The sequence below is a fragment of the Aquimonas sp. genome (assembly GCF_044377145.1).
Taxonomy (GTDB): Bacteria; Pseudomonadota; Gammaproteobacteria; order Xanthomonadales; family Xanthomonadaceae; genus Aquimonas.
This window is the reverse complement of sequence record NZ_JBILJQ010000035.1, coordinates 20940-44681: the sequence shown is the minus strand read 5'-3', so window position 1 is coordinate 44681 and position 23742 is coordinate 20940. Positions and strand designations below refer to the sequence as shown.

Here is a 23742-nt window from a genome sequence, read left to right as displayed (position 1 = left end):
GGCTCGGACTACTGCTTGATGGAACCGCGCGCTGGCACCGGCGGCGGCCCGCCCAGCACGCGCTTGGGCAGGCGTACCGGTTCAGGGCCATCGAGGAAGCCGGCCAGATCGCGCTGGCGCTCCAGCCAGCGATTGGCCTCATCAAACGAGGTGGCGAGTGCGTTCAGCGAGTGAACAATGCCCTCGGCATCGGTGGCCAGCAGGCTCTGTTCGCGGATCAGGGCGATCTGCTGGTCAATCCGCGACAGCTCGGCATCGACATGTTCCAGCCGTTCACCGGCGCTGGCGTGGGCAGCCTGGCGTTGGTCGATCACTGCCACCTGCTGCTCCAGACTGCGGCGCAGATCGTGGCCGATGCTGGTGTCCTGCAGGCGCGCCAACAAGGCATCCTCCTGCTGCTGCAGCTTGCGCGCATCGAGGCGGGCGGTTTCAACCACATGGCCGATCGCCATTCGCGCCGCCAGCAGACGCAGGTGCAGCCAGACCAGCTGCTCGACGCTGTCGGCATGCGTGCCCATCAGGCTGGAGGCGCGCAGGCGGGCGAGGATCTCGCGGGCGCGGGCCTCCACCTGCTGATGTCGCAGCGACTCATCGGCGCCGAGCTGGGCCAGCAGGCTGTTGTAGCGCGCGTCCTCGGCACGGTCCTCGACGCGCTGCGCGTGGCCGACCGGCAGTTCACCGGCATCCACCGTTGCCCGGAAACGTTTGCTGTTGGCCAGCGCAGCCAGATAGCCGATCTCAAGCCCGGCGCCGAGCAGCCAGAAGCCAGGGCTGATAAAGGCACCCAGCATTGCAAACGCGACGATGCCCACCCAGTTCGGCGCAATCGGCATGCCGAACGGACGCGCGTTGAAGGCGGCCCACAGGTACTTCATGCCGGCGCGCTACCGTAGCTGCGCAGCCGTTCGGGCACGAACTGCATGTCGGTGGCCTCGCGGATGGCGATGCGCATCTGGAACTCCAGCACGTCCAGGGGCACCGGCGGCTGGTAGCCGATCAGGCTATGGGTGATGGCCTCGATCGCACCGACATTCTCGGTGCGCACGCGCCGATACACCTTCACCGCCAGCGCCTCGGCGGCGCCGGGTGTCAGCAGCAGTGGCAAATCAAGCTTGGTCAGTTCCTCGACGCCGGGGCTGACCTCCAGCCGCTTCAGCAGCGCGTGCAGCAGGCCGGCGCTTTCGTGCTCGGTGCTGGTCGGCAGCAGCGGAATCTTGACGTCGATGCGGCCGGGGCGCTTCAGGTCGACCTCGATCAGGTCGGGACGCGAACTGGCCAGGATCCACATCACCCGGCCGCGGTTCTTACCGTCGCTCATCTCCTGCGCGATCATCGAATACAGCCGACCCGACAGACCACTGTCGCCGCTGCCGGCATCGCGCTTGCCGAGGGTCTGGTCGGCCTCGTCGACGAACACGATGCAGCGGCCGAGCGCACGGATCAGGCGGAAGATCTTCTCCAGATTGCCCTCGCTCGATCCGACCCAGCGGTCGCGGAAGTTCTTCAGCTTCACCACCGGCACGCTGGCCTCACCGGCCAGACACTCGACCAGAAAGGTCTTGCCCGTACCGACCGGGCCACAAAAGATATAGCCCATCGGCAGCGCGCGCAGGTCGGCACTGCGCCACAGTGCCATGTCCTGGCGCAGCCAGACCTTGAGCGCGTCCTGGGCGTGGTAGTCATCAAGCGTGCGCTCGCTGCGGATGAACTCGATGAGGCCGGCAGCATCGTTCTCGATCATGCCTTTGCGGACATTGATCCAGTCGGCATCGCCCAGCACCTGACCGACATGCGCACGCCGCCGCACCAGCGACTGCAGCGCGCTCAAGGAAACACCGGCCAACTGCTGCGCCACCTCGGCGCCCTGCCCTGCATCGAAGGCCGACGCATGATCGACCCGCAGCTGCGCGACCGCCTGCTCGATGTCGGGTGCCTGCGGCAGCGGCAGCTGCACGCGCTCGATGCGCGGGTTGGTGGCCACCAAGGGGTGCAGGTCGTGCAGGTTGTCGGCGATCAGCAGGCTGACGAAGGGCAGCTCGGCGAACGGCGATTCACCGGCCCAGTCGCGGACCAGGCTGGCCAGGCTGGCGGTCTCGAAATCGCCGGCACGGCTGGCCGGCAGAAACTGATCAGCGCCGCGCAGCAGCACAGCGACGGCCTCGGGCTCACCGCGGCCGAGCGCCTTCAAGTTGGCGCGGTAGCGCAGGTAGCGGCTGACCAGCTCGACCGCGGCGCGCGGCGCGTGCCCGACCGTGCTGATCTGCGCCGCGCCCGGCCAGGATTGGAACGCCTCACTGGCGCGCAGCACCGACAGACCATTGCCGGGATCGAACACGAACACCAGCGGAAAACCCGCCAGCAGGCGTGCCTCCAGGTACTCGACCAATCCGACCAGACGTCCGTTCAGCACGTAGCGATCAGCCACGTTGCCGTGCAGCACGAACTGACCGTGGGCACCGCTTTCGTAGGCGAGTTTGAGGGTTTGGGCCCAGGACGGTAAGGACATGGTGTTCGTGCTCAAGTTGGTGGCCTGCCTGGTGATCGTTGCCTGGGTGCGGAGTGTGCTTCTCAAGCGCCTCTCCTGGTGGGAGAGGGGTCGGGGTAACGGTCCGGCCGTGGCCCGCGCCACCAAGCCTGCGAAGCGTGCATCGCGAAGATCCTGCCTATCGAACCCGAGAGGACACCCCGCCCTCTCCCCGACCCCTCTCCCGACGGGAGAGGGGCTCAGCGCGGCAGTTCCCACCTCGCTCAGTGACCGCTGTCGCCCAGCGCTGCCAATCCCTTTGATGACCCGGCGTAGAGCGTGAGACCACCCACTCGAACAACCGGGAACCCAAGCGAAGATCGAGCTTCGGTGGGCCAGGGCTCGCCCTATGGAGGAGCGGAGGGCCCAAGGTCGAAGCCAAACCCGCGCACTTCCCCGGTCACCTCGACTCTCCAACCCCGAATCCCTGCCCCTACTGCGCCTGCTGCTCCGACTGCGGTCCAGCACTCGTCCCCATGCTGCGCGCAGCCGGCGCTGCGACGGGCGCCGCCTGTCCGGGCAGGCTGATGCCTTCGGCGGCGGCGAAGTCGGCCAACGCCTGCGACGCGAGTGCATCCATCTCGGCCTGTTTGACGTTGACCTCGGTCATGTCCAGCGAGTCCTTGGCGACGCGGGCGCGTCCGGCGGCGCGGTTGCGCTCTTCCTCAACCATTTCGTGCAGGCGATTCAGGGTGTCGCCGGAGCCGCCGATCGTGCCGATCATGCCGGCCGCCATCTCGTTCATTTCGGCCACCGCGGACTTCATGCGCATGTCGTTGATCGCGCCCTTGAGCGAGTCGATCTTGGCGCGCGCGGCCTGCACGGCGACGTCGCGGGCCTTGATCAGGTTCTGGTAGGTCTCTTCGGCCGAGGACATCTGGCTGCGGTTTTCGCCAAGCTCACGGGTGACGGTCTGCAGACGCAGCGCGTACTGCGCGGCCGCCTGCTGGTTGCCGGCGCGCAGATGCGCGGTAGTGCTGGCGCGCAGTTCCGATTCGTCGCGTTCCAGCTTGCGCACCTGTGAGATCAGGCGCTCGACCAGGCCAGCGTGCGCGGCCAGGCTCTGGTTGTAGTTGCCGATCTGCTTGCGCAGGTTCTCCTGCTCAAGTTCCAGCAGGGCTTCGGGGTTGCGCTTCTCGATTCCCTTGATGAACAGGGAAAAGAAGCCGCGAACGATATTGGCAAGGCGACCGAACATGGCGACTCCGGGTGTGGCCCGCGATCGGGCATTGATGATGGGAAGGCTTGCTGCAGGCCTGGAGGCCGGACGCAGCGCGCCGGAAGCTGTGACGGCGACACGTTACCGCGTCGGGCCAGCGTGAAAAAGCCTGAGCCGCCGCGGTTGACTAGAAACCGAAGCGCAGCAGCTGGTCGATGGCGAAGGGTTCGCGCACGTTGACGTCGGTCGAACAGGCCTGAAAGCGCCGATCAACCGGCCAGTGCAGCAGGAACAGTGGCCGCGTGCCGGTTTCACGCATGGCTGCCGACAGCAGGCCCAGCGCTTCGCGATCGTTGTAGAAGGTTTCGGCGATGATCAGTGGCATATCGCCCAAACCGATCCGCTGCAGACGGTCGACAATTCGGCGGTAAAGCTCGCCCTCGTCGACACCGTCACGACCGTAGATGTCGAAGGCCAGCGCGCCGGGATAGATCCGCTCGCCACCGTTCATGCGATACACGTAGGAGGTGTGCTCGATGCGCGCGCGCAGACGGTCGGGATCACTGTCTGAAATCGACGAAAACCCGACCGAGCGCTCGGGTCCGAACACGCTGACGTAGTTCTGCCACAGGCGATTCGCATAGCGGCTCCACGCCTCGTTGTCGGGCTCGGTGGGGAACAGCAGCAGTTGGCCCAGCACACGCGCAAAACGTGCCCGCGGCATGCCCTCGGTCATCAGATCGACCCGCCAATCCAGCCCCGAGGCGGCGGCGATCGGCACGACGTTGGCGATCAGGTTCCAGTTCTCTTCAAACACCTCGGCATCGAAGCTGGACCAGCGCGCCGGGTCGTTGATGCCCTGCGGATGAAAGCGCAGCAGCAGCTGGGCAAAGCCGGCATCGCGAATGTCGGACAGGAGATCGGCCAGATTCTGGCGGATGCGTGGGTGCAGATTGCCGCCGGTAGAGTCCAGCAGGGTGCCGTTGTCCCACACTCCCTCGATGGTGGTTCCGGGCGCGCGAAAGTGGAAGATGCCGATGGCGATACTCTCGGCGCCGCGCGCGCGCTGCTCGATCAGCTGCTGCAGCACGCGCTCGCGAACGCCCGGCCGATGCAGCTTGGACAACACCGAGAACTCGCCGGGATCGCAGTTCTCATCCAGATCGAACCAGTTGAAATTGATGCCCGGCCCGGCCTCGGTGCTGAGCCGACCGGACGGCGCATCGGCCAGCCCGCCGGCCTGCCCCAGGCGCTCGCCACGCGGCCGGTTGATCTCGAACGCAAGCCCTGATGGACCGCCCCGCAGCTGCGGATACACCGGCGCCGCAATCGTGAGATCGCCGCTGCCGTCGGCCCACAGCTCCCAGCGCACTGGTTCGGCCTGTGCGGCAGTCACCGTGGCCAACAGCACGGCCGCCAAGCCGACACTGCGTGTCAAAGCACGCAGGCGGCTGGCGGATTCAGAATGCATTGATCCCAGTGACCTCGCGGCCCACAACCAGCTGGTGCACGGTTTCCGTGCCCTCATAGGTGATCACCGATTCCAGATTCAGCGCATGGCGGATCGGGCAGTACTCGGTAGTGATGCCGGCGCCGCCGAGGATGTCGCGCGCCTCGCGGGCGATGTCGAGCGCGATCCGGCAGTTGTTCCACTTCGCCATCGAGACCTGGGTCGGCTGCATCTTGCCGGCATCCTTCAGGCGGCCGAGCTGCAGCACCATCAGCTGGGCCAGGGTGATGCGCCGGGCCATCTCGGCCAGCTTGATCTGCACCGCCTGGGTAGCCGCGATCGGGCGGTTGAACAGAATCCGCTCTTTGGCGTAATTGCTGGCCTCGGTGAAGCAGGCGATGGCGGCGCCGATCGGGCCCCAGGTGATGCCGTAGCGCGCCTGGGTCAGGCAGCCCAGCGGGCCTTTCAGACCCTTGACGTTGGGCAGGCGCTGACGATCGTTGACGCGGACGTTGTCGAAGAACAGCCCGCTGGTGACCGACGCGCGCAGGCTCATCTTGCGATGGATCTCCTGGGCGGTGAAGCCTTTGCTATCGGTCGGAACGATGAAGCCCTGGATGCCGTCTTCGGTCATCGCCCAGACGATCGCGATCTGCGCCAGGTTGCCATTGGTGATCCACATCTTGGCGCCGTTGATGACCCAGTCGTCACCGTCGCGCTTGGCATGGGTTTTCATGTTGGCCGGGTCGGAGCCGCCGTGCGGTTCGGTCAGGCCGAAGCAGCCGATGATCTCGCCGCGCGCCATGCCCGGCAGGTACTGCTGGCGCTGCTCATCGGTGCCGTAGGCGTAGATCGGATACATGCACAGCGAGCTCTGCACCGAGACGAAGCTGCGGATGCCGGAATCACCGCGCTCCAGCTCTTGGCAGATCAGGCCGTAGCTGACTGCATTCAGGCCTGCACAGCCGTACTGCTCGGGCAACGAGGAACCCAGCAGGCCGAGCCCGGCGATCTCCGGGACCAGCTCCTTCGGGAAGCGCCCCTGATCAAAGCAGTCGCCGATGATCGGCAGTACACGCTCATCAGTGAAGCGGGCGACGGTGTCCTGCACCGCGCGCTCCTCGTCGGTGAGCAGGGAGCGGACATCGAACAGATCGGAGGGATTGAGGGGCATGGGAGCGCTGACAGGCGGGGGATGAGCCGCGAATTGTAGCGGACGGGGTCTTCGCAGGTATCAAGGGGGCGTGGAGCGGGCTGGAGCTGTTTCGGGATTCGGGATTCGAAGCCGGCGGTGCAAAGGCTGCTCAAGCTTGGCCGCCGCGCCCGTCTGAAGCGCGCACCCGAGAGGCTGGCGAGGCTGAGCCCCTCTCCCGACGGGAGAGGGGTTGGGGTGAGGGGCCGAGCGGAGCACGGAGAAGAACTGCACGACGGACTACCAGCCCCGACTTCCGGCAGACCCGCCCATCCCCTCCGTCCCCTAACATCGACCAAGGGGATTCGCGCCGATTCGCGGCGCCGTTGCGACACCAACCAGGGGAAGTCCATGTCCGTTCACCACCGCCGCGCCCAGTTCGGCCTGCTCGCCGTTTCACTCATCGCCGCGCTCGCCGCCCAGGCCGCGCCGCAGGTCATGCACTGCGGGCAGGTGTTCGATGCCAACAGCGCGCGTCTGCTGGGCGCGCACAGCCTGGTTGTCGAGGACGGACGGATCACCCAAGTCAGCGAAAACCGAGTGGAAGCGAGCAGCCTGGGCAGCGACGCAACGGCGATCGACCTCTCCGGCCACACCTGCCTGCCCGGCCTGATCGACATGCACGTGCACCTCGGTTCGCAGACCAGCCCGGCGGCGTACTCCGAGGGTTTCCGCATGAACCCGGAGGACTACGCGCTGCGCTCGGTCGGCTATGCGGAAACCACGCTCAAGGCCGGGTTCACCACGGTGCGTGATCTGGGCGGGCTGCAGACGATCGCCCTGCGCAACGCCATCAACGAGGGCCGCGTCGTCGGCCCGCGGATCTTCGCCGCGGGCAAATCGCTGGCCACCACCGGCGGCCATGCCGACCCGCGCAACGGCATCAATCGTGAACTGGCGGAATCACTTGGCTGGCCGGGGCCGGAGGAAGGCGTCGTCGCCGGGCCGTACGAGGCCCGCCGCGCCGTGCGTCAGCGCTACAAGGAAGGCTCGGATGTGATCAAGCTCACCGCCACCGGCGGTGTGCTGAGTTTCGCCAAGAGCGGCGACAATCCGCAGTTCATGGAGGACGAGATCCGCGCGGTCGTCGAAACCGCGCGCGACTACGGCTTCAAGGTGGCCGCCCACGCCCACGGCAAGGAGGGCATGCGCCGGGCAGTGGCTGCCGGGGTCGACTCGATCGAGCACGGCACCTACATGGACGAAGACGTATTCGCGCTGATGCGCGAGAAGGGCACCTGGTATGTGCCGACCATCTCGGCCGGCGTGTTCGTCAGCGAGAAGGCCCGCGAGATCGGCTACTACCCCGAGATCGTGCGGCCGAAGGCCGAGCGCATCGGCGCCCTGATCCAGGCCACCGCCGGCCGCGCGCAGGCGGCCGGGGTGAAGATCGCGTTCGGCACCGATGCGGGCGTGTTCCCACACGGCGACAACGCGCGCGAATTCGTGTTGATGGTCGAAGCCGGCATGCCCGCCAACCTGGCCCTGCAGAGCGCCACCCGCAATGCGGCGGAGCTGCTCGGCGAGTCGGCCAGCCTCGGCAGCCTCGAAGTCGGCAAGTACGCCGACGTGGTGGCGGTTGCCGGCAACCCGCTGGAGAACATCGCCTTGATGCGCGAGGTGCAGTTTGTGATGAAGGCCGGCGCGGTGGTCAAGGCACCCTGAATCCGACCAAGTGATGCAGTGACTCGCCCCGCAGGCGCCCTCCGCCTGCGGGGACCAATGCGCTGGCGCAATTTCGCTTCGGCCCGTGCAATGGCGGTACAGACCTCGACTCCGCAACCGCACCATCGCGTCGGTCAGATTCGACGCACCGCTGTGCTCGCGTCGCGGCCAAGGGCGTTTCGCTCGCCAGCGGCTCGATGCACAGCGCTACCAAGCGCAGGTGCTGCGGACACGAAGCCGCGGAATTTCGCTTCGGCGGAGCGGTGACGGCGCGCTGCATGCGCAGCCGCGGCAGCTGGAAGTGGTCGGGTTCGGCTCGGGTATAGTCGCAGCCCCGGCGGCCGTAGACCGCCTGCGACGGACTGAGACCTGCCGATGAGCCAGACCCCAGCGGTGCCCGCCAAGCGCTCCGCCATCGACACCTTTCTGAACATTGTCGAGCGCGGCGGCAACTTGCTGCCGCACCCGGCCACGCTGTTCGCGATTCTCGCCGTGCTGGTGGTGGTGGCCTCGGGCATCGCCGCACAGTTCGACCTGGTGGTTCAGCACCCGTCCACCGGTGCGGACGTGCGCCCGGTCAATCTGATGAGCATCGAGGGCTTGCATCGCATCCTTGGCGGGCTGGTCACCAACTTCACCAGCTTCGCGCCGCTCGGCACCGTGCTGGTGGCCCTGATCGGCATTGGCGTGGCCGAGCATTCCGGCCTGATCGGCGCTTCACTGCGGCTGCTGGTGCTGAACTCGCCGCGCATGTTGCTGACCCCGATCCTGGTGTTCGCTGGCGTGATGTCGAACATGGCCAGCGAGATCGGCTATGTGCTGCTGGTGCCGCTGGCCGGGTTGATCTTCATCTCGGCCGGGCGTCATCCCATCCTGGGTATGGCGGCAGCCTTTGCCGGTGTGTCGGGTGGCTACTCGGCCAACCTGCTGATCGGGACCATCGACCCGCTGCTGTCGGGGCTTTCGCAGGAAGCGGCGCGCATCGTCGACCCCAACTACACGGTCAGCCCGCTCGCCAACTGGTACTTCATGGCCGTCTCAACGCCAGTTATCACCCTGCTGGGCTGGTTCGTGACCGAGAAGATCATTGCGCCACGCTTTCCGGACCCGGCATCTCAGGCATCCGAGGGCACCGAGTCGCATGAGGATCAGCATCTCAAGCCCGAAGAGAAGCGCGGCATCAAGGCTTCCCTGGTGGCTGTCACTGGGCTCACTCTGTTGCTGTTCTGGGGTGCGATGTCGCCTGGCGCCATTCCGGGCGCCGGGTTCCTTCGCATCAATGGGGAAACGGATCTTCTGCAAGCGCTGGCACCGCTGCTACACGGCGTAGTCGCCATCATCTTCCTGTACGGCGTGGTCGCCGGCATTGCCTACGGCGCCTTCGCCGGCACCATCAAGAACGACAACGACGTGATCAAGGGCATGAGCGCCAGCATGGCCACGCTCGGCACCTACCTGGTGCTGGTGTTCTTCGCTGCCCAGTTCGTCGCCTTCTTCAACTGGACCCAGTTGGGGCTGATCGTTGCGGTCGAAGGTGCGCGCAGCCTGCAGGCCACCGGGCTGTCGGCGGTGCCGCTGTTCATCGGCTTCATCCTGCTCACCGCCTTCCTGAATCTGTTCATGGGTTCGGCCTCGGCGAAGTGGGCCTTGATGGCGCCTGTTTTCGTGCCGATGTTCATGCTGCTGGGCTATTCGCCCGAGCTCACCCAAGTGGCCTACCGCGTCGGCGACAGCGTCACCAACATCATCAGCCCGATGATGAGCTACTTCGCGCTGATCATCGCCTTCCTGCAGCGCTACGAACCCAAGGCCGGCATCGGCACGGTGGTCTCGGTGATGCTGCCCTACTCGTTCGTGTTCCTGATTGGCTGGTCGATCATGTTCGTGATCTGGCTGGTGTTCGGCCTGCCGATCGGGCCGGATGCGCCCTTGAACTACGTGCCGGCCGCAGCGCCCGCCATCCCCTGACGCAAGTCGAGCCCGCCCACCATGCACAACCCCAACCACCCTGGCGCGCCGATCGCCCCGTTCTGGGAACGGTTGCGCGCGATCACCACTTATCCGTTCCGCGGCGACGCGCTGTTCACCCTGCTGATCCTCAGCGCAGCGCAGCTGCTGACGGCGATTCCGGTGCTGGGCCTCTTCATTTGGCTGTTCCTGCTGCTGGCGGCCTACAAGTACGCCTTCAGCGTGCTGCGCGAGACCGCCAACGGGCACATGGAATCGCAGATCGGCGTGCTGGAAGCGCCGGATTCGGTGGTGTTCAAGTTCGCCGGCCTGAACATTCTGATGGTGCTGATGCTGGTGCCGGTGTTCGCCCTGCTCGGCCCGGTCGCAGGCCTGCTGGCGTTCGGCTTGATCACCCTTGTGCAGCCGGCGGCGATCATGTCGCTGGCGATGGATGAGAGCCTGCCGAACGCGCTGAATCCGTCGACCTGGTTCAGCATCATCGGCCGCGTCGGCCTGCCCTACGGCCTGCTGTGGCTGTTGCTGCTGGTGTTCCAGATCAGCGCCGGCAATGCCGAAGACTGGCTCGACCGCTTCATGCCCGGCGTGCTGGCCACCGTGCTCGCCCAGGCCGCGTTTCTGTGGGGCCTGTTCGGTACGTTTCATCTGATGGGCTACCTGCTGTACCAGTTCCACGAGGAACTCGGCTTCGAGCCCAATCGCCACACCCAGGTCGCTGATGTGCCGCGCAACCGCGAGAACGAACTGGTAGCGGCCGCCAGCGCCCGCGTGCGCGATGGCGACAGCGAGGGCGCAATGGCCCTGCTGCGCGAGGAGATGCGCGAACGCGCGCTCAGCATGCCGGCGCACGAGCTGTATCGACGTCTGTTGCGTACGCAGGGCAACAAAGAGGAACTGCTCACCCACGGCCGCAGCTTTCTGCATTTGCTGATGGCCGAAAAGCAGGACCGCAAGGCGATCGGCCTGGCCCGCGAATGCCTCGATTCCGATCCGGCGTTCGCCCCGCTCGACGCTCAGGACGGCCTGCGTCTGGCCGATCGCGCCGAGCAGATGAGCCAGCACAAGCTGGCGGTCGATGTGTTGATCGGCACCGCCCGCAGCCACCCGCGCGAACCGGCCGGCACCGAAGCCGCTCTGCGCGCGGCGCAGCTGCTACGCGAGCGCTACGACCGCGCCAACGACGCACGCCAGCTGCTCGAGTTCGTCCACGCCAACTGCAAGAACGAAGACCGCCGCGGGCAGTTGGCGGCGGCGATGGCGTAGCCGGCGACACTCCGCAACGCCCTCATCAGCAGAACACGCCTGCGAGTGGGGCGCCGTCCGCCCACGCGACCGCTACAACTGAAGTAGCGCCCGGCGACAGCAGTGAGATCGCGTCACGACGACGCGCATCAGGCCGGGGCATGCGCCACTTCAGGGCAGCTCCTCACCTGCGAGCTTGAGTTTGGCGAAACTGCGAGGGCCGGCGCTGGCTTGATCCAAGGCGAACACCTCGCGATCGACGCAGCGGCGCAGGCGGATGTCGATGAGGGTGGTTTCGTTGGGGCGAATCGCCTGCCGCAGCAGCTTAGGGTCGGCGTGGATGGCGCCAGCTCGGAAGTGCACGAAGCCGTGCTCCGGGCGCGGCCGCAGATGCAGGCCCAGGCGGTCGATACCGGGGTGGCGCACGCGCAGTGCGCAGCTGGGATCGCGCGGATCAGCCAAGGCCTCACTGCCGGCCATCAGATCGTGGTTGAAGAAGAGACTCAGCGTGCTGCGCATGCGGCTGTTGCGCTGGCGATCACGCAGGAAACCCTCTGGCAGAAGATCGGGGCTGTCGTTCAAACCGGTCAGCAGCAGATCGAAATCCGCCAGCGCATGGCCCTCGCTGTCGCGCACGCGGAAAATCACCAGACTGCTGCGGTCGTGCACATACACGCGGTCGGGCAGCACCGGCACAGGCTCGATCTCGATCTGCTCGGCCTGCTGGATAGCCGCGGTGTCGTCCGCAAAGCGCTGGACGAGATCCGCGTACTGCGCCGGTGTCTCGACCGCCAGGCTGCGCAGGATGGCGTCAACCACCTGCCCGCCCTGCCCGCCGGGCTGAGCCTCGACGCTGCGCAGGATGCCGTGCGCCTTGCCCGAGTGCGCGGCACCGGCAATCAGGCGGAATGCTGTCTGTGGGGCGCGCTTCATTGCACCCACTGGCACCAGCAGGCGGTCGTTGCCGCTGCGGCCCTGCTCCAGGCTGAGCAGGGCCGAATTCAGATTGGTCGAGGGCACCCGCACTACGCCGTCGGAGCCGAGCTCGCCGGTGTAGCTGTTGAGATGGTCGTAGAGCTTGCGGTCGATGCGCTGGCCGGTCAGCACGATGGGATACACGCCGCGCCCATCGTCACCACCGGGCACGCCGAAGCGGCCGCGTATCCAGGCTTCGTTGAGCGTCCAGGCCTCAGGGCTGCCCTGCTCCAGCCAGTCAAGCACGCCGGCACCGGGCTCGACGCCCTGGGTGAGCGACTTCAAACGGCTGAGGCGGCCCTTGCCCAGCTGGGCCAGCGCGCTGCCGAAGTTGGCCGGCGCCAGCATGATCAGATGGCTCATCGGGCACGGCGCTGCATCACGCGGCTCGGCATGAAAGCGCCACCACCACTCACGCGCCAGCGGCCCGCCGGTGCTGTGGGTAATCATGGCGAAGCGCTTGCCTTGTGCGATCAACCCACCCAGCTCGCGCTGCAGCGCGGCCTGCATCGCGCGGGCAAGATCCTCCATCCGGACTTCGTCGTGGAAGGACACGTAGCGACCGAGGTGCAGCGCATGCTGCGGCAGCGGCCTACCGCCTGCGGACAGCTCGGCCGCCAGCCGCTCCGGCAGACCGCCATAGGTGTCGGTGCTGGTGACCGACCAACCGTGGAGAAACACCAGCGCATCAGGCATCGGCATGCCAACTCTCAGCTTGGTCGGAGAGTGAACAGCCTAGTGTAGTGATTCGTCCTTGGCGAACAGTCGATACGAGTGGCTTTGCGTGGCTGGCAAGGCGCGACGACGAGTCATAGCAGCGCGATCGCGAGGGGGACCGAGCGAAGCGAAGGCGCAGCCGCGAAGCGGCCGAACAACTCCGCCAGCCGCGCAAAGACGCCGCAGCGACGTTCGATCAAGGGCGAAACACCGCACTCGCAGCCTGTCGGCGCGAACTCCGCAGTCAGTTCAAGGCGGGCTCGATGAAGCCGAGCAGTGCCTGCATGAACTCCTGCGGGTGGGTCTCCATCGGGTTGTGTCCGGCCGCGTCGATCCAGTGCAGCTGCGCGCGCGGCAGTTGCTGCTGGGTGCGCGTCGCCATCTCCGCAGGGATCCAGCGGTCCTGCCGGCCCCAGACGATCAGCACCTGTTCTGGCAGGGCGGCGAGATCGATCGCGGGCTCGCTCGGGGCGCGGCGCAGGATCCGCGGCGCGGTGCCCGCCAGCAGCAGCGGCGTGCGATAGCCATCAACCTCGGCCTCGGTCGGCGCGCGCCCGTAGGCGCCGGCCAGGGTCGCCGCGAAGCGCTCGGGTTGCAGCATGTGGTAGTGCGCGGCAACTTCAGCCCAGCGGCCCAGCGGCGGTATCGCCAGCAGATGCGTGAGCAGCCCGGGCTTGCGGTAGCGACCGCCGAGCCCGCCATCGACCAGCACCAGCGCGGCTGCGCTGTCGCCAAGTGCGAGGCTGACCTGCGCCGCCACGCTGGCGCCCATCGAATGGCCAACGGCAACCACCGGCAGCGCGCCGGCTTCGTCGGCAACAATGGTCGCCACGCAGTGCGCAATCGGCCGATCCGGGCTGGTGCGGTCGCTGTAGCCGTAGGGCGGAAGGTCCACCGCCAATACTTCGTAGCCGGCTTCAGCCAGGGCCGGGCCGGTCAATCGCCACGAGAACGTCGAACCGGCGAAGCCGTGAATCAGCAGCACCCGCGCGCGCGCCGGAGCCTGCCCGGGCGACCAGCGCTGCACGTGCCAGCGCAGGCCGCAGACATCGGCGTGACGGCCGTTGACGAAGGGCGACTTCTTCGGCACGGGCTCGCGCGCCGGCATCGGCACCAGGTACGGAGCGATGCACGCCACCACCACCAGTCCGCACAGGACGTAGCCGATCTGTTTGAGCCAGCGCATGGATGTTCCGCCAGTGAATGGACGCGCGAGCATGCCAGCCTGCCTGCGCCGCGACCAGTGCGACCCGGCCAACGCCTGCACCAGACTGGAAGCGCATCCGTGGCGCACAGGCAGCGGATAGAATCGCCACCATGTCCGACCTCGCCCTGCTGCTGTTTGGCGCCGCCTTCGTCAACAACTTCGTGCTGGCGAAGTTTCTGGGCCTGTGCCCGTTCATGGGCGTGTCGACGAGGCTCGACGCAGCCTGGGGCCTGTCGCTGGCGACCGCCTTCGTGCTGACCCTGTCGGCCGGGCTGTCGTGGTCGCTGCAGACCTGGCTGCTGACGCCGCTGGGGCTCGACCATCTGCGCACGCTGGGCTTCATCCTGGTGATTGCGGCCGTGGTGCAGTTCACCGAGCTGCTGATGCGCGCGCGTGCGCCGCTGCTGTACCGGGTGCTGGGCCTGTACCTGCCGCTGATCACCACCAACTGCGCCGTGCTCGGCGTCGCCCTGCTGAACGTGCAGGCCCGCCACAGCCTGATGGAAGCCCTGCTCTATGGGTTCGGCGCGGCGATCGGATTTGCGCTGGTGCTGCTGCTGTTTGCAGCGATGCGCGTTCGCCTGGCCAGTGCAGACGTGCCGGCCAGCTTCCGCGGCAGCCCGATCGGCCTGATTACTGCCGGGCTGATGGCGCTCGCGTTCATGGGATTTGCCGGCATCGATGCAAACTGATCTTATTGCCGCCCGCCCGACCCATCGCTGTCACCCATCCGTCATAAAAGGTACTCAGACTTTGAAGATCCTCCGCAGAGACACCTTCATGAATTCGAGCCTTCGCCTGCTGGCCCTGAGCGCACTGATCACACTCGGCCTGAGCGCCTGCAACTCCGAGTCGCCGTCGACCACGCCCCCGGCCGGAACCGCCGCGGCGCCAGCAGAGGGCACGCAGGCACAGGCGCAGCAGCTGACCGGCGCCGGCTCGACGTTTGTGTTTCCGGTGCTGTCGCGCTGGTCGGCTGAGCACAACCGCCTGACCGGGGCGCAGGTCAACTACCAGTCCATCGGCTCCGGCGGCGGCATCGCCCAGGTCAAGGCCGGCACGGTTGACTTCGGCGCCAGCGACAAGCCGCTGTCGCCGGCCGAACTCGCTGAATCCGGCCTGGTGCAGTTCCCGCTGGTGATCGGTGGAGTGGTGCCGGTGGTGAATCTGGAAGGCGTCCAGCCCGGTCAGATCCGTTTCACCGGCCCGCTGCTGGCGGATATCTACCTGGGCAAGGTGGTGCGTTGGAACGATCCCAAGATCGCCGCCATCAATGAAGGCGTCGCCTTGCCTGACGCCGAGATCCAGGTGGTGCATCGCTCCGACGGTTCGGGCACTACGTTCAACTTCAGCAACTATCTGACCAAGGTCAGCCCGGACTGGGCGGCCAAGGTCGGCGAAGGCACCTCACTGTCCTGGCCCAAGGGCGTGGGCGGCCGCGGCAACGAGGGGGTGGCCGCATTTGTGCAACAACTGCCCAACTCGATCGGCTACGTCGAACTGAGCTATGCGCTGCAGACCGGCGGGGTGTACGGCGCGGTGCAGAACGCTGCCGGCAATTTCGTGGTGCCTTCTGCCGTCAGCTTCCAGGCCGCGGCGGAAAGCGCCGACTGGACGACCGCGCAGGATTTCAATCTGGTGATCACCCAGCCGCCGGGCGAGCAGGCCTATCCGATCGCCGCCTCGGTGTTCGTGCTGATGCCGAAAGTGGTGAAGGACACCGCACGCCAGAAGGCCGCGCTGGAGTTCTTCCAGTGGGCGCTGCAGAGCGGCCAGCCGATGGCGGCCGAACTCGATTACGTCGCCCTGCCGGAACCGCTGGTGCAGCAGGTCAAGGCCTACTGGGCAGCGCAGCTCGCATTCCCGGCGGGCGGCTGATCGCTGCGTCCGCGGCACAGCCCCCTGATCCGCACGAGCCTGCCCATGCATGTTGAATCTGCTTCTCCCACCGCGGCACCGGCGGACGATCGTTCGAGCCGTGATGCTCGCGCCGACCGGCTGTTCAAGTACACCGTAGCGGCCGCCGGATTCTTCGTCCTGCTGACCTTGGCAGGCATCGCGTTGTCGATGCTCTGGGGCGGCGTCGATGCGCTGGCCGAGTTCGGGCCGGGCTTCTTCGTCTCCACCGAATGGAACCCGGTCGAACGCAAGTTCGGCGCGCTGGTGGCGATCTACGGCACCCTGGTGACCTCGCTGATCGCGATCGTGATCGCCGTGCCGGTGAGCTTCGGCATCGCGCTGTTCCTGACCGAGGTCGCACCCGGCTGGCTGCGCGGGCCGGTCAGTTCGGCGATTGAACTGCTGGCGGGCATCCCGTCGATCATCTACGGCATGTGGGGCCTGTTCGTGTTCGTGCCGGTGATGGGCCAATACGTCAACCCGTGGCTGGACACGCATCTGGGCGATGTGCCGGTCATCGGCGCGCTGTTCTCTGGCCCGCCGCTGGGCTTGGGCATGCTGACCGCCGGCATCGTGTTGGCGATCATGATCATTCCCTTTGTCAGCTCGGTGATGCGCGAGGTGTTTCTGACCGTGCCGGCGCGCCTGAAGGAATCGGCCTACGCGCTCGGCTCAACCACCTGGGAAGTGGCCTGGGACATTGTCCTGCCCTATACCCGATCGGCCGTCGTCGGCGGCATCTTCCTCGGCTTGGGCCGCGCCCTTGGCGAGACCATGGCGGTGACCTTCGTGCTGGGTAACGCGCATCGAATCTCGGCCTCACTGCTTGAACCCGCCAACTCGATCACCGCGACGATCGCCAATGAGTTCGCCGAGGCCAGCGATCCGCTGCACATGAGTTCACTGCTGACCCTGGGCTTCCTGCTGTTCGTGATCACCTTCATCGTGCTCAGTCTGGCGAAACTGATGCTGCTCGGTCTCAAGCGTCGGGAGGGCAACTGATGAGCAACTCCATCTATATTCGGCGCAGCATCCGCAACGCGCTGGCGATGAGCTTCGCGACCGGCGCAACCGTGTTCGGGTTGTTCTGGCTGGTGTGGATCCTTTGGACCACGCTCGGTCGCGGCATCGATGCCCTCGATCTCGCCCTGTTCACCGAGATGACTCCCCCACCCGGCCAGGCCGGCGGCATGGCCAATGCGCTGTTCGGCAGCGTGGTGATGAGCCTGCTGGCGGTGGCACTGGGCGCACCGATCGGCATCGCCGCCGGCACCTTTCTGGCCGAGTACGCCAACAAGCGCCTGCTCGGCGAAGTGATCCGGTTCGTCAACGACATCCTGCTGTCGGCGCCGTCGATCGTGATCGGCCTGTTCGTCTATGCCCTGCTGGTGCGCAGTACGCGCTTCTCGGCGATTGCCGGCGCGATCGCCCTGGCCTTCATCGTCCTTCCTGTGGTCGTACGCACAACCGATGAAATGCTGCGGCTGGTGCCGGCACAGATGCGCGAGGCTGCGCTGAGCCTTGGCATCCCGCAGTGGAAGGTCACCGTGCACGTGCTCTACCGCGCCGCGCTGCCAGGCATCGTCACCGGCGTGCTGCTGGCGCTGGCGCGAATCTCGGGTGAGACGGCACCGCTGCTGTTCACCGCTTTCTCCAACCAGTACTGGAGCACCGACCTCACCAGCGCGATGGCGAATGTGCCGGTGGTAGTGTTCCAGTTCGCGATGAGCCCGTTCCCCGCCTGGCAGGCGCTGGCCTGGTCGGGCGCGCTGGTCATCACTCTCTTCGTGCTGGTCCTGAGCCTGCTGGCGCGGGCCATCCTGCTTCGCAATACGGTGCGCAATGACTGAGCTTGCCAATCCCGCCGCGGCACCTGCCGCTGCCACCTCGACGCCGCCGGCCGGCAGCGCCAGCAAGATGGAAGTTCGCGGGCTGAACTTCTATTACAGCGGCTCCCAGGCGCTCAAGGATATCCACCTGCCGATCCCCGAGAAAAAGGTGACCGCGCTTATTGGACCGTCCGGCTGCGGCAAATCGACCCTGCTACGCTGCATGAATCGGATCTACTCGATCTATCCGGGCCTGCAGGCCACCGGCGAAGTGCTGCTGGACCAGAGCAATATCCTCGATCCGAAGTACTCGCTGAACCGCCTCCGCAGCAAGGTCGGCATGGTGTTCCAGAAACCCGTGCCGTTTCCGATGTCGATCCGCCAGAACGTCGCCTGGGGCATCCAGCACCACGAGCGCCTGTCACGCGATGGGACCGAAGCACGGGTCGAATCGGCGCTACGCCAGGCGGCTCTGTGGGACGAGGTGAAGGACAAACTCGACCAGAGTGCGCTGGGTCTCTCGGGCGGCCAGCAGCAGCGGCTGTGCATCGCGCGCGCCGTCGCACTGAAGCCCGAAGTGATCCTGCTGGACGAGCCGACCTCGGCGCTGGACCCGATCGCCACCGGCAAGATCGAACAGCTGATCGCCGAACTCAAGCGGGATTTCACCATCGTCATCGTCACCCACAACATGCAGCAGGCCGGCCGCTGCTCGGACCGAACCGCCTTCATGTACATGGGCCAGCTGGTCGAGCACGGCGACACCGAGCAGCTGTTCACCAATCCCTCGAACCCGCAGACCGAGGGTTACATCACCGGCCGCTTCGGCTGAGGAGCGCGACCATGAGCATCAATGACCCGCACACCGTCCGCAGCTTTGACACCGAGCTGAAACGCCTGGGCGACGAACTGCAACGGATGGGCGAGCTCGCCTGCGCGCAGATCGCTGCGGCAGCCGCCGCACTGGCAGCACGCGATCTTGAGGCCGCCTCGACGGTGGTGGCCGCTGACCGCGCCATCGACCAGCTCGAAACCGACATCAGCCACGACGTGCTGCGCTTGCTGGCGCTGCGGCAGCCGGTGGCGCAGGACCTGCGCGAAGTGCTGGCGGCGCTGCGTATCGCCAGCGTGATCGAACGTATCGGCGACTACGCGGCCAACATCGCCAAACGCACCCGCGCGCTGACGGCTGCGGCCGACATTCCGGCGGCGCAGGGCCTGCCGGCTCTGGCGGCGCTGGCGATCGAACTGCTGCGCGACGCCATGGGTGCTTACGTGCAGCGCGACACTGCGCTGGCCTTGCAGGTGCGCCAACGCGATGCCGAACTCGATGCGCAGTTCACCACGCTGTTCGAATCGGTGCTCGCGCACATGGCGGCGAACCCCGCCAGCCTCACCGCTGGCGCGCACCTGCTGTTCATGGCCAAGAACATTGAACGCATCGGCGACCACATCACCGCGATCGCGGAGAACGTGTGGTTCATCGAGCAGGGCGAGGCCGCACTCGAAGCCCGCGACAAGCGGGATACCACCAGCAGCCTGGGTGGCTGAGCGCGCGCCGCGTGCGCGCAGGTTGCTAGGCCACCGGCCTGCCCGCACCGGCGCTCCACAGCGCATGCCAGTCTTCGGACGACAGCCGCAGCTGGGTGGCGGCAACGGCCTGGGCGATGCCCTCGATACGGCGCGTCCCGGTAATTGGAATCGGCCGGGTCGGATGCCGGCACACCCAGGCGTAGGCGACGGTGGCGATGTCGGAGTGCAGCTCGCCGGCGATGCGTTCAAGCTCAGCGCGCACCCGCAGGGCCTCGGCGCTGTCGCCGGTCAGCAGCCGGCCGCCGGCCAGCGGGCTCCAGATCATCGGCTGCACGCCTAGGCGCTGGCACTGGTCGAGCGTGCCGTCGTGCAGCACCTCGCGGCTGAGCGGACTCAGTTCGATCTGCTGGGTCACCAGTTCAACCGCGCTGTCCAGCAGCTCGAACTGACCCGGGCTGAAATTGGACATGCCAAACCGCAGCACCTTGCCGGCGCGCTGCAGACGCTCGAACACATGCGCGATCTCGGCCACGTCCATCAGCGGGTCGGGGCGGTGGATCAGCAGCAGATCGAGGTGATCGGTACGCAATGCGTGCAGGCTACGATCGACGCTGGCGACGATGTGCGCGGCCGAGGTGTCGTAGCTCTTGATCCGGTGCGCCGGTCGCGCCGATGAGACCAGCCGGATACCGCACTTGCTGGCCAGCTGGATCCGCGCACGCAAGCCCGGCGCGCGCGCCAGCGCTTCGCCGAACAGGGTCTCGACCGCGTAGCCGCCGTAGATGTCAGCGTGGTCGAAGCTGCTCACGCCGTGCTCGATGCAGGCCTCGATCCAGGCGATGCGGGCATCGACATCCAGCCCCCATTCGGCCATGCGCCAGCAGCCGGCGACCACGGGGCTGAGTCCGTGGAAGCGGGGGCGTGCCAAAGCGCGGCTGCTGTGGGTGTTCATCGTGCGCTCAAACCAGCTTGATCTCGCGCAGTCGTTCCATCAGGTACTCATGCGAGCTGATCGGCTGCGGGTAGCGATTCGGATTCTCCGCGCTGATGCACTGCGGCAGGGTCGCGATCATGAAATCCGGGTTCGGGTGCAGGAAGAACGGCGTCGAGTAACGCGGCTTGCGCGCGGCCTCACCCGGCGGGTTGACCACCCGGTGGGTGGTCGACGGGTACACGTGGTTGGTCAGGCGCTGCAGCATGTCGCCGATGTTGACCACGATGGTGTCGGCGTCCGCCGTGAATGCCACCCACTCGCCCTTGCGCGAGAGCACCTCCAGGCCGGCCGCCGATGCACCCACCAGCAGGGTGATCAGGTTGATGTCCTCATGCGCGCCGGCACGCACATTGGGGATGTCGTCGGCGGTGATTGGCGGGTAGTGGATCGGGCGCAGGATCGAGTTGCCAGAATTCGTTTTGTCAGCGAACCAGTCGGCCGGCAGGTCGATGTGCAGGGCCAGCGCCGACAGCACGCGCGAACCGAGCTGGTCGAGCGTGGTGTAGAGGCCGTAGGCGACTTCGCGGAACTCGGCGATCTCGCTCGGCCACAGGTTGGCCGGCATCACGTCGGCGTACTTCGAATCACGCGCGATCTCTCGGCCGACGTGCCAGAACTCCTTGAGATCGAAGTGCTTGGCGCCCTTGGCGGTTTCAATGCCGAACGGCGTGTAACCGCGTGCACCACCGCTGCCGGGCACGTGGTACTGCTTCTTGACCTCTTCAGGCAGGGCGAAGAAGCGCTGGAACACGTCATAGGCGCGGTCGATCTGCGCCTGCGCGATGCCGTGGCCGCGGATACCGCAGAAGCCCCACTCGCGATAGGCCGCGCCGAGATCGGCGACAAAGGCGGCGCGGTCGGTGTCGAAGCGGGTGATGTCGAGGGTGGGGATGGACATTTTGTTCGCCTTCGTTGAGGGCTGTGGCGGTGTGTATAGGGGCCGGGATTCGGGATTCGGGATTGAACTTTGCGGGACTGAGATGGACTTGATGGGTGCGCTGTCGCTGCGGATTCGGGTGCAAAGCGGTGAGCGAAGCCAGGGCCGTCGAACCTCCACGACATCTCCGGGCTCAACAACGAATCCCGAATCCCGAATCCCGCGGCGCCAAAGCGCCGCTAAAGCGCCGCCTCAACCGCCGCCTTCAACCGCTGCTGGGTATCCGCCAGCAGGGCCTCGTCGTCGGCTTCCACGGTGATGCGGATCAGGGGCTCGGTGCCAGAGGCGCGCAGCACCAACCGTCCCTTGCCCTGCAGTGCAGCTTCGGCCGCCGCGGCCGCCGCCTTGACCCCTGCCGACTCCAGCGGCTTGGCGCCCGGGGTGATGCGCAGATTCAGCGTCTGCTGTGGAACCCAATCGAGCCCCTCCAGCAGTGCAGCGAGCGATTTGCCCGAACGCTTGACCGCCTGCAGCACCTGCAGTGCGCTGACGATGCCATCGCCAGTGCTGGCGCAGTCGAGCACCAGGATATGCCCACTGGCTTCGCCGCCGAGCACGCCGCGATGGGCCTTCAGCTGTTCAAGTACGTAGCGGTCGCCCACCTTGGCACGCAGGAAGTCGATGCCGCGCTGCTCGAACGCGCGCTGCAGGCCGTAGTTGCTCATCAAGGTGCCGACCACCGTGCCCGGCGGCCGGCCCTCGGACAGGCGGTCGCAGGCGAGGATGTAGAGCAGGCCATCGCCGTCGACGATGTCGCCCTTGGCATCGACAAACAGCACGCGATCGCCGTCGCCGTCGAAAGCGATGCCAAGATCGGCGCCGCTGTCGACTACCAGATGCTGCAGGCCCTTCAAATGGGTCGAGCCGCAGTCACGATTGATGTTGAGGCCGTCCGGGCTGACCCCGATCGCGCTGACCTGCGCACCCAGCTCGCGGAACAGCTCGGGGCCGATGTGGTAGTTGGCGCCGTGCGCGCAGTCGAGCGCGATCTTCATGCCACGCAAGTCGAAGTCATCGTCGACCGTGGTCTTGCAGAATTCCGTGTAGCGGGCCGCGGCGTCGTTGATGCGCACCGCCTTGCCGAGTTCTTCCGAGCTGACCGTGCTGAACGCTCGCTCGATCTCGGCCTCGATTGCGAGTTCAGTGGCATCCGAGAGCTTCTCGCCGTCGGCCGAGAAGAACTTGATGCCGTTGTCGTAGTGCGGGTTGTGCGAGGCGCTGATGACGATGCCGGCATCGGCCCGCAGCGAGCGGGTGAAGTAGGCCACGCCCGGGGTCGGCATCGGCCCCAGCAGTTTGACGTTGGCGCCGGCCGCGACCAGCCCGGCCTCCAGCGCTGACTCGAACATGTAGCCGCTGATGCGGGTGTCCTTGCCGATCACCACGGTTGCGTGGCCCTTGCGGGCCAGCACGCGGCCTGCGGCCCAGCCGAGCTTCAGCACGAAGTCGGCCGAGATCGGGCCTTCGCCGACCCGGCCGCGAATGCCGTCGGTGCCGAACCAGCGCTTGCCGCTCATGCGCCCGGTGCCGCGGGTTCGGCCACGGCGCCCTCGACGGGGTCCGGGGTCGGCTTCGGCGCGCGCATCAGCATCGCCAGGATCGCGCCAAGCCGCTCGCGCATTTCGCGGCGGTCGACGATCAGATCGATCGCGCCATGGCTGAGCAGAAACTCCGAGCGCTGAAAACCCTGCGGCAGGGTTTCGCGCACGGTCTGTTCGATCACCCGCGGGCCGGCGAAGCCGATCAGGGCATGTGGCTCGGCGACGTTCAAATCGCCCAGCATGCCCAGGCTGGCGGACACGCCGCCGGTGGTCGGGTGGGTCAGCACCGAGATGTAGGGCAGGCCGGCGGCGCGCAGACGGCCGAGTGCGGCCGAGGTCTTGGCCATCTGCATCAGCGAGAACAGGCCTTCCTGCATGCGTGCGCCGCCGGTAGCGGCAAAGCACACGAAGGGCATGCGTTCGGCCAAAGCGTATTCGGCGGCACGGGCGAATTTCTCACCGACCACCGAGCCCATCGAGCCACCCATGTAGCGGAACTCGAACGCGCAGGCGGTGAGCGGCTGGCCCTTCAGACGGCCGTGCATGGCGACCAGGGCGTCACGCTCGCCGGTCTGCTTCTGCGCGGCGACGATGCGGTCCTTGTACTTCTTCTGATCGCGGAAGCGCAGCGCGTCGGTCGGCTCAAGAGCGGCGGCGATCTCGATGCCGCTGGCGGCGTCGAGAAACAGCGACAGCCGCTGCCGCGCGCCGATCGCATGGTGGTGGCCGCATTTGGGGCAGACCTCGAGATTGCGCTCCATCTCCGGGCGGTACAGCACCGCGCCGCAGCTGTCGCACTTGCTCCATAGCCCCTCGGGCACACCGCGCTTGTTGCCGCCCTCGGTGCGAATACGCGAGGGCATCAGTTTGGACAGCCAGCTCATGGGCGATGGACCCGCCTGCCTGAATG

At 66.7% G+C, this 23742-nt stretch carries 20 protein-coding genes; 9 read left to right on the top strand and 11 right to left on the bottom strand.

Annotation, left to right across the window (positions count from 1 at the left end):
- Positions 1-8: 8 nt before the first annotated feature.
- From ACIQ7H_RS12075 to ACIQ7H_RS12055, 5 genes are all read right to left on the bottom strand, one after another.
- Positions 9-875, bottom strand: a complete 867-nt coding sequence (locus tag ACIQ7H_RS12075; protein WP_395791756.1) for a hypothetical protein — start codon at positions 873-875, stop codon at positions 9-11.
- Positions 872-2506 (bottom strand): AAA family ATPase, encoded by a 1635-nt coding sequence (locus ACIQ7H_RS12070; protein ID WP_395791754.1) that lies wholly within the window; start codon positions 2504-2506, stop codon positions 872-874. The genes ACIQ7H_RS12075 and ACIQ7H_RS12070 overlap by 4 nt, the downstream gene beginning before the upstream one ends.
- A gap of 451 nt (positions 2507-2957) precedes the next feature.
- Positions 2958-3722 (bottom strand): PspA/IM30 family protein, encoded by a 765-nt coding sequence (locus ACIQ7H_RS12065; RefSeq protein ID WP_395791752.1) that lies wholly within the window; start codon positions 3720-3722, stop codon positions 2958-2960.
- 148 nt (positions 3723-3870) lie between these two features.
- Entirely contained in the window at positions 3871-5154 is a 1284-nt protein-coding gene (locus ACIQ7H_RS12060; RefSeq protein WP_395791750.1) for a hypothetical protein, read from the bottom strand.
- Positions 5144-6307 carry an acyl-CoA dehydrogenase family protein gene (locus ACIQ7H_RS12055; protein ID WP_395791748.1) on the bottom strand — a complete coding sequence of 388 codons (1164 nt, stop codon included), beginning with the start codon at positions 6305-6307 and terminating at the stop codon, positions 5144-5146. Before ACIQ7H_RS12055 ends, ACIQ7H_RS12060 begins: the two co-directional genes overlap by 11 nt.
- Before the next feature lie 369 nt (positions 6308-6676).
- Here ACIQ7H_RS12055 and ACIQ7H_RS12050 point away from each other — a divergent pair, with 369 nt between their 5' ends.
- From ACIQ7H_RS12050 to ACIQ7H_RS12040, 3 genes are all read left to right on the top strand, one after another.
- The gene (locus tag ACIQ7H_RS12050) at positions 6677-7990 is read left to right on the top strand and encodes an amidohydrolase family protein (protein ID WP_395791746.1); all 1314 of its coding nucleotides are present in this window, start codon (positions 6677-6679) and stop codon (positions 7988-7990) included.
- 375 nt (positions 7991-8365) lie between these two features.
- Positions 8366-9958 carry an AbgT family transporter gene (locus ACIQ7H_RS12045; RefSeq protein WP_395791744.1) on the top strand — a complete coding sequence of 531 codons (1593 nt, stop codon included), beginning with the start codon at positions 8366-8368 and terminating at the stop codon, positions 9956-9958.
- A gap of 21 nt (positions 9959-9979) precedes the next feature.
- Positions 9980-11221: a hypothetical protein gene (locus tag ACIQ7H_RS12040; protein ID WP_395791742.1), complete on the top strand. Its 1242-nt coding sequence runs from the start codon at positions 9980-9982 to the stop codon at positions 11219-11221.
- Positions 11222-11371: 150 nt separating this feature from the next.
- Here the strand turns inward: ACIQ7H_RS12040 and ACIQ7H_RS12035 are convergent, their stop codons facing one another.
- The gene (locus ACIQ7H_RS12035) at positions 11372-12877 is read right to left on the bottom strand and encodes an esterase/lipase family protein (protein WP_395791740.1); all 1506 of its coding nucleotides are present in this window, start codon (positions 12875-12877) and stop codon (positions 11372-11374) included.
- A gap of 259 nt (positions 12878-13136) precedes the next feature.
- Entirely contained in the window at positions 13137-14078 is a 942-nt protein-coding gene (locus ACIQ7H_RS12030) for an alpha/beta fold hydrolase (protein ID WP_395791738.1), read from the bottom strand.
- Between the two features lie 131 nt (positions 14079-14209).
- On the opposite strand from ACIQ7H_RS12030, the gene rsxA reads away from it, so the two are divergent.
- From rsxA to phoU, 6 genes are all read left to right on the top strand, one after another.
- Positions 14210-14791 (top strand): electron transport complex subunit RsxA, encoded by a 582-nt coding sequence (gene rsxA / locus ACIQ7H_RS12025; protein WP_395791736.1) that lies wholly within the window; start codon positions 14210-14212, stop codon positions 14789-14791.
- An 88-nt stretch (positions 14792-14879) separates the two neighbouring features.
- The gene (gene pstS / locus ACIQ7H_RS12020; protein ID WP_395791734.1) at positions 14880-15977 is read left to right on the top strand and encodes a phosphate ABC transporter substrate-binding protein PstS; all 1098 of its coding nucleotides are present in this window, start codon (positions 14880-14882) and stop codon (positions 15975-15977) included.
- Between the two features lie 45 nt (positions 15978-16022).
- A complete protein-coding gene (pstC, locus tag ACIQ7H_RS12015) occupies positions 16023-17000 on the top strand; it encodes a phosphate ABC transporter permease subunit PstC (RefSeq protein WP_395791732.1) in 978 nt (325 codons plus the stop codon).
- The gene (gene pstA, locus ACIQ7H_RS12010; protein WP_395791730.1) at positions 17000-17848 is read left to right on the top strand and encodes a phosphate ABC transporter permease PstA; all 849 of its coding nucleotides are present in this window, start codon (positions 17000-17002) and stop codon (positions 17846-17848) included. Before pstC ends, pstA begins: the two co-directional genes overlap by 1 nt.
- Entirely contained in the window at positions 17841-18659 is an 819-nt protein-coding gene (gene pstB, locus ACIQ7H_RS12005; protein WP_395791728.1) for a phosphate ABC transporter ATP-binding protein PstB, read from the top strand. The genes pstA and pstB overlap by 8 nt, the downstream gene beginning before the upstream one ends.
- An 11-nt stretch (positions 18660-18670) precedes the next feature.
- Entirely contained in the window at positions 18671-19378 is a 708-nt protein-coding gene (gene phoU / locus ACIQ7H_RS12000) for a phosphate signaling complex protein PhoU (protein ID WP_395791726.1), read from the top strand.
- A 25-nt stretch (positions 19379-19403) separates the two neighbouring features.
- On the opposite strand, the gene ACIQ7H_RS11995 is transcribed toward phoU, so the two are convergent.
- The 4 genes from ACIQ7H_RS11995 to accD all read right to left on the bottom strand — a co-directional run bounded on the left by ACIQ7H_RS11995 (position 19404) and on the right by accD (position 23716).
- On the bottom strand, positions 19404-20312 hold the full coding sequence (locus tag ACIQ7H_RS11995; protein ID WP_395791724.1) for an aldo/keto reductase family oxidoreductase: 909 nt from the start codon (positions 20310-20312) through the stop codon (positions 19404-19406).
- A gap of 7 nt (positions 20313-20319) precedes the next feature.
- Positions 20320-21252 carry an isopenicillin N synthase family dioxygenase gene (locus ACIQ7H_RS11990; RefSeq protein WP_395791722.1) on the bottom strand — a complete coding sequence of 311 codons (933 nt, stop codon included), beginning with the start codon at positions 21250-21252 and terminating at the stop codon, positions 20320-20322.
- Positions 21253-21470: 218 nt separating this feature from the next.
- Positions 21471-22808 carry a phosphoglucosamine mutase gene (glmM, locus tag ACIQ7H_RS11985; protein ID WP_395791720.1) on the bottom strand — a complete coding sequence of 446 codons (1338 nt, stop codon included), beginning with the start codon at positions 22806-22808 and terminating at the stop codon, positions 21471-21473.
- The gene (gene accD / locus ACIQ7H_RS11980) at positions 22805-23716 is read right to left on the bottom strand and encodes an acetyl-CoA carboxylase, carboxyltransferase subunit beta (RefSeq protein ID WP_395791718.1); all 912 of its coding nucleotides are present in this window, start codon (positions 23714-23716) and stop codon (positions 22805-22807) included. The genes glmM and accD overlap by 4 nt, the downstream gene beginning before the upstream one ends.
- Positions 23717-23742 lie beyond the last annotated feature (26 nt).

Coding starts and splice junctions, on each gene's coding strand:
- pstA (WP_395791730.1), top strand. CDS start 17,000: ATGAGCAACTCCATCTATATTCGGCGCAGCATCCGCAACGCGCTGGCG.
- ACIQ7H_RS12050 (WP_395791746.1), top strand. CDS start 6,677: ATGTCCGTTCACCACCGCCGCGCCCAGTTCGGCCTGCTCGCCGTTTCA.
- ACIQ7H_RS12045 (WP_395791744.1), top strand. CDS start 8,366: ATGAGCCAGACCCCAGCGGTGCCCGCCAAGCGCTCCGCCATCGACACC.
- glmM (WP_395791720.1), bottom strand. CDS start 22,808: ATGAGCGGCAAGCGCTGGTTCGGCACCGACGGCATTCGCGGCCGGGTC.
- pstS (WP_395791734.1), top strand. CDS start 14,880: ATGAATTCGAGCCTTCGCCTGCTGGCCCTGAGCGCACTGATCACACTC.
- ACIQ7H_RS12035 (WP_395791740.1), bottom strand. CDS start 12,877: ATGCCGATGCCTGATGCGCTGGTGTTTCTCCACGGTTGGTCGGTCACC.
- ACIQ7H_RS11990 (WP_395791722.1), bottom strand. CDS start 21,252: ATGTCCATCCCCACCCTCGACATCACCCGCTTCGACACCGACCGCGCC.
- pstB (WP_395791728.1), top strand. CDS start 17,841: ATGACTGAGCTTGCCAATCCCGCCGCGGCACCTGCCGCTGCCACCTCG.
- ACIQ7H_RS12060 (WP_395791750.1), bottom strand. CDS start 5,154: ATGCATTCTGAATCCGCCAGCCGCCTGCGTGCTTTGACACGCAGTGTC.
- ACIQ7H_RS11995 (WP_395791724.1), bottom strand. CDS start 20,312: ATGAACACCCACAGCAGCCGCGCTTTGGCACGCCCCCGCTTCCACGGA.
- ACIQ7H_RS12065 (WP_395791752.1), bottom strand. CDS start 3,722: ATGTTCGGTCGCCTTGCCAATATCGTTCGCGGCTTCTTTTCCCTGTTC.
- pstC (WP_395791732.1), top strand. CDS start 16,023: ATGCATGTTGAATCTGCTTCTCCCACCGCGGCACCGGCGGACGATCGT.
- ACIQ7H_RS12055 (WP_395791748.1), bottom strand. CDS start 6,307: ATGCCCCTCAATCCCTCCGATCTGTTCGATGTCCGCTCCCTGCTCACC.
- ACIQ7H_RS12070 (WP_395791754.1), bottom strand. CDS start 2,506: ATGTCCTTACCGTCCTGGGCCCAAACCCTCAAACTCGCCTACGAAAGC.
- accD (WP_395791718.1), bottom strand. CDS start 23,716: ATGAGCTGGCTGTCCAAACTGATGCCCTCGCGTATTCGCACCGAGGGC.
- ACIQ7H_RS12040 (WP_395791742.1), top strand. CDS start 9,980: ATGCACAACCCCAACCACCCTGGCGCGCCGATCGCCCCGTTCTGGGAA.
- phoU (WP_395791726.1), top strand. CDS start 18,671: ATGAGCATCAATGACCCGCACACCGTCCGCAGCTTTGACACCGAGCTG.
- ACIQ7H_RS12075 (WP_395791756.1), bottom strand. CDS start 875: ATGAAGTACCTGTGGGCCGCCTTCAACGCGCGTCCGTTCGGCATGCCG.
- rsxA (WP_395791736.1), top strand. CDS start 14,210: ATGTCCGACCTCGCCCTGCTGCTGTTTGGCGCCGCCTTCGTCAACAAC.
- ACIQ7H_RS12030 (WP_395791738.1), bottom strand. CDS start 14,078: ATGCGCTGGCTCAAACAGATCGGCTACGTCCTGTGCGGACTGGTGGTG.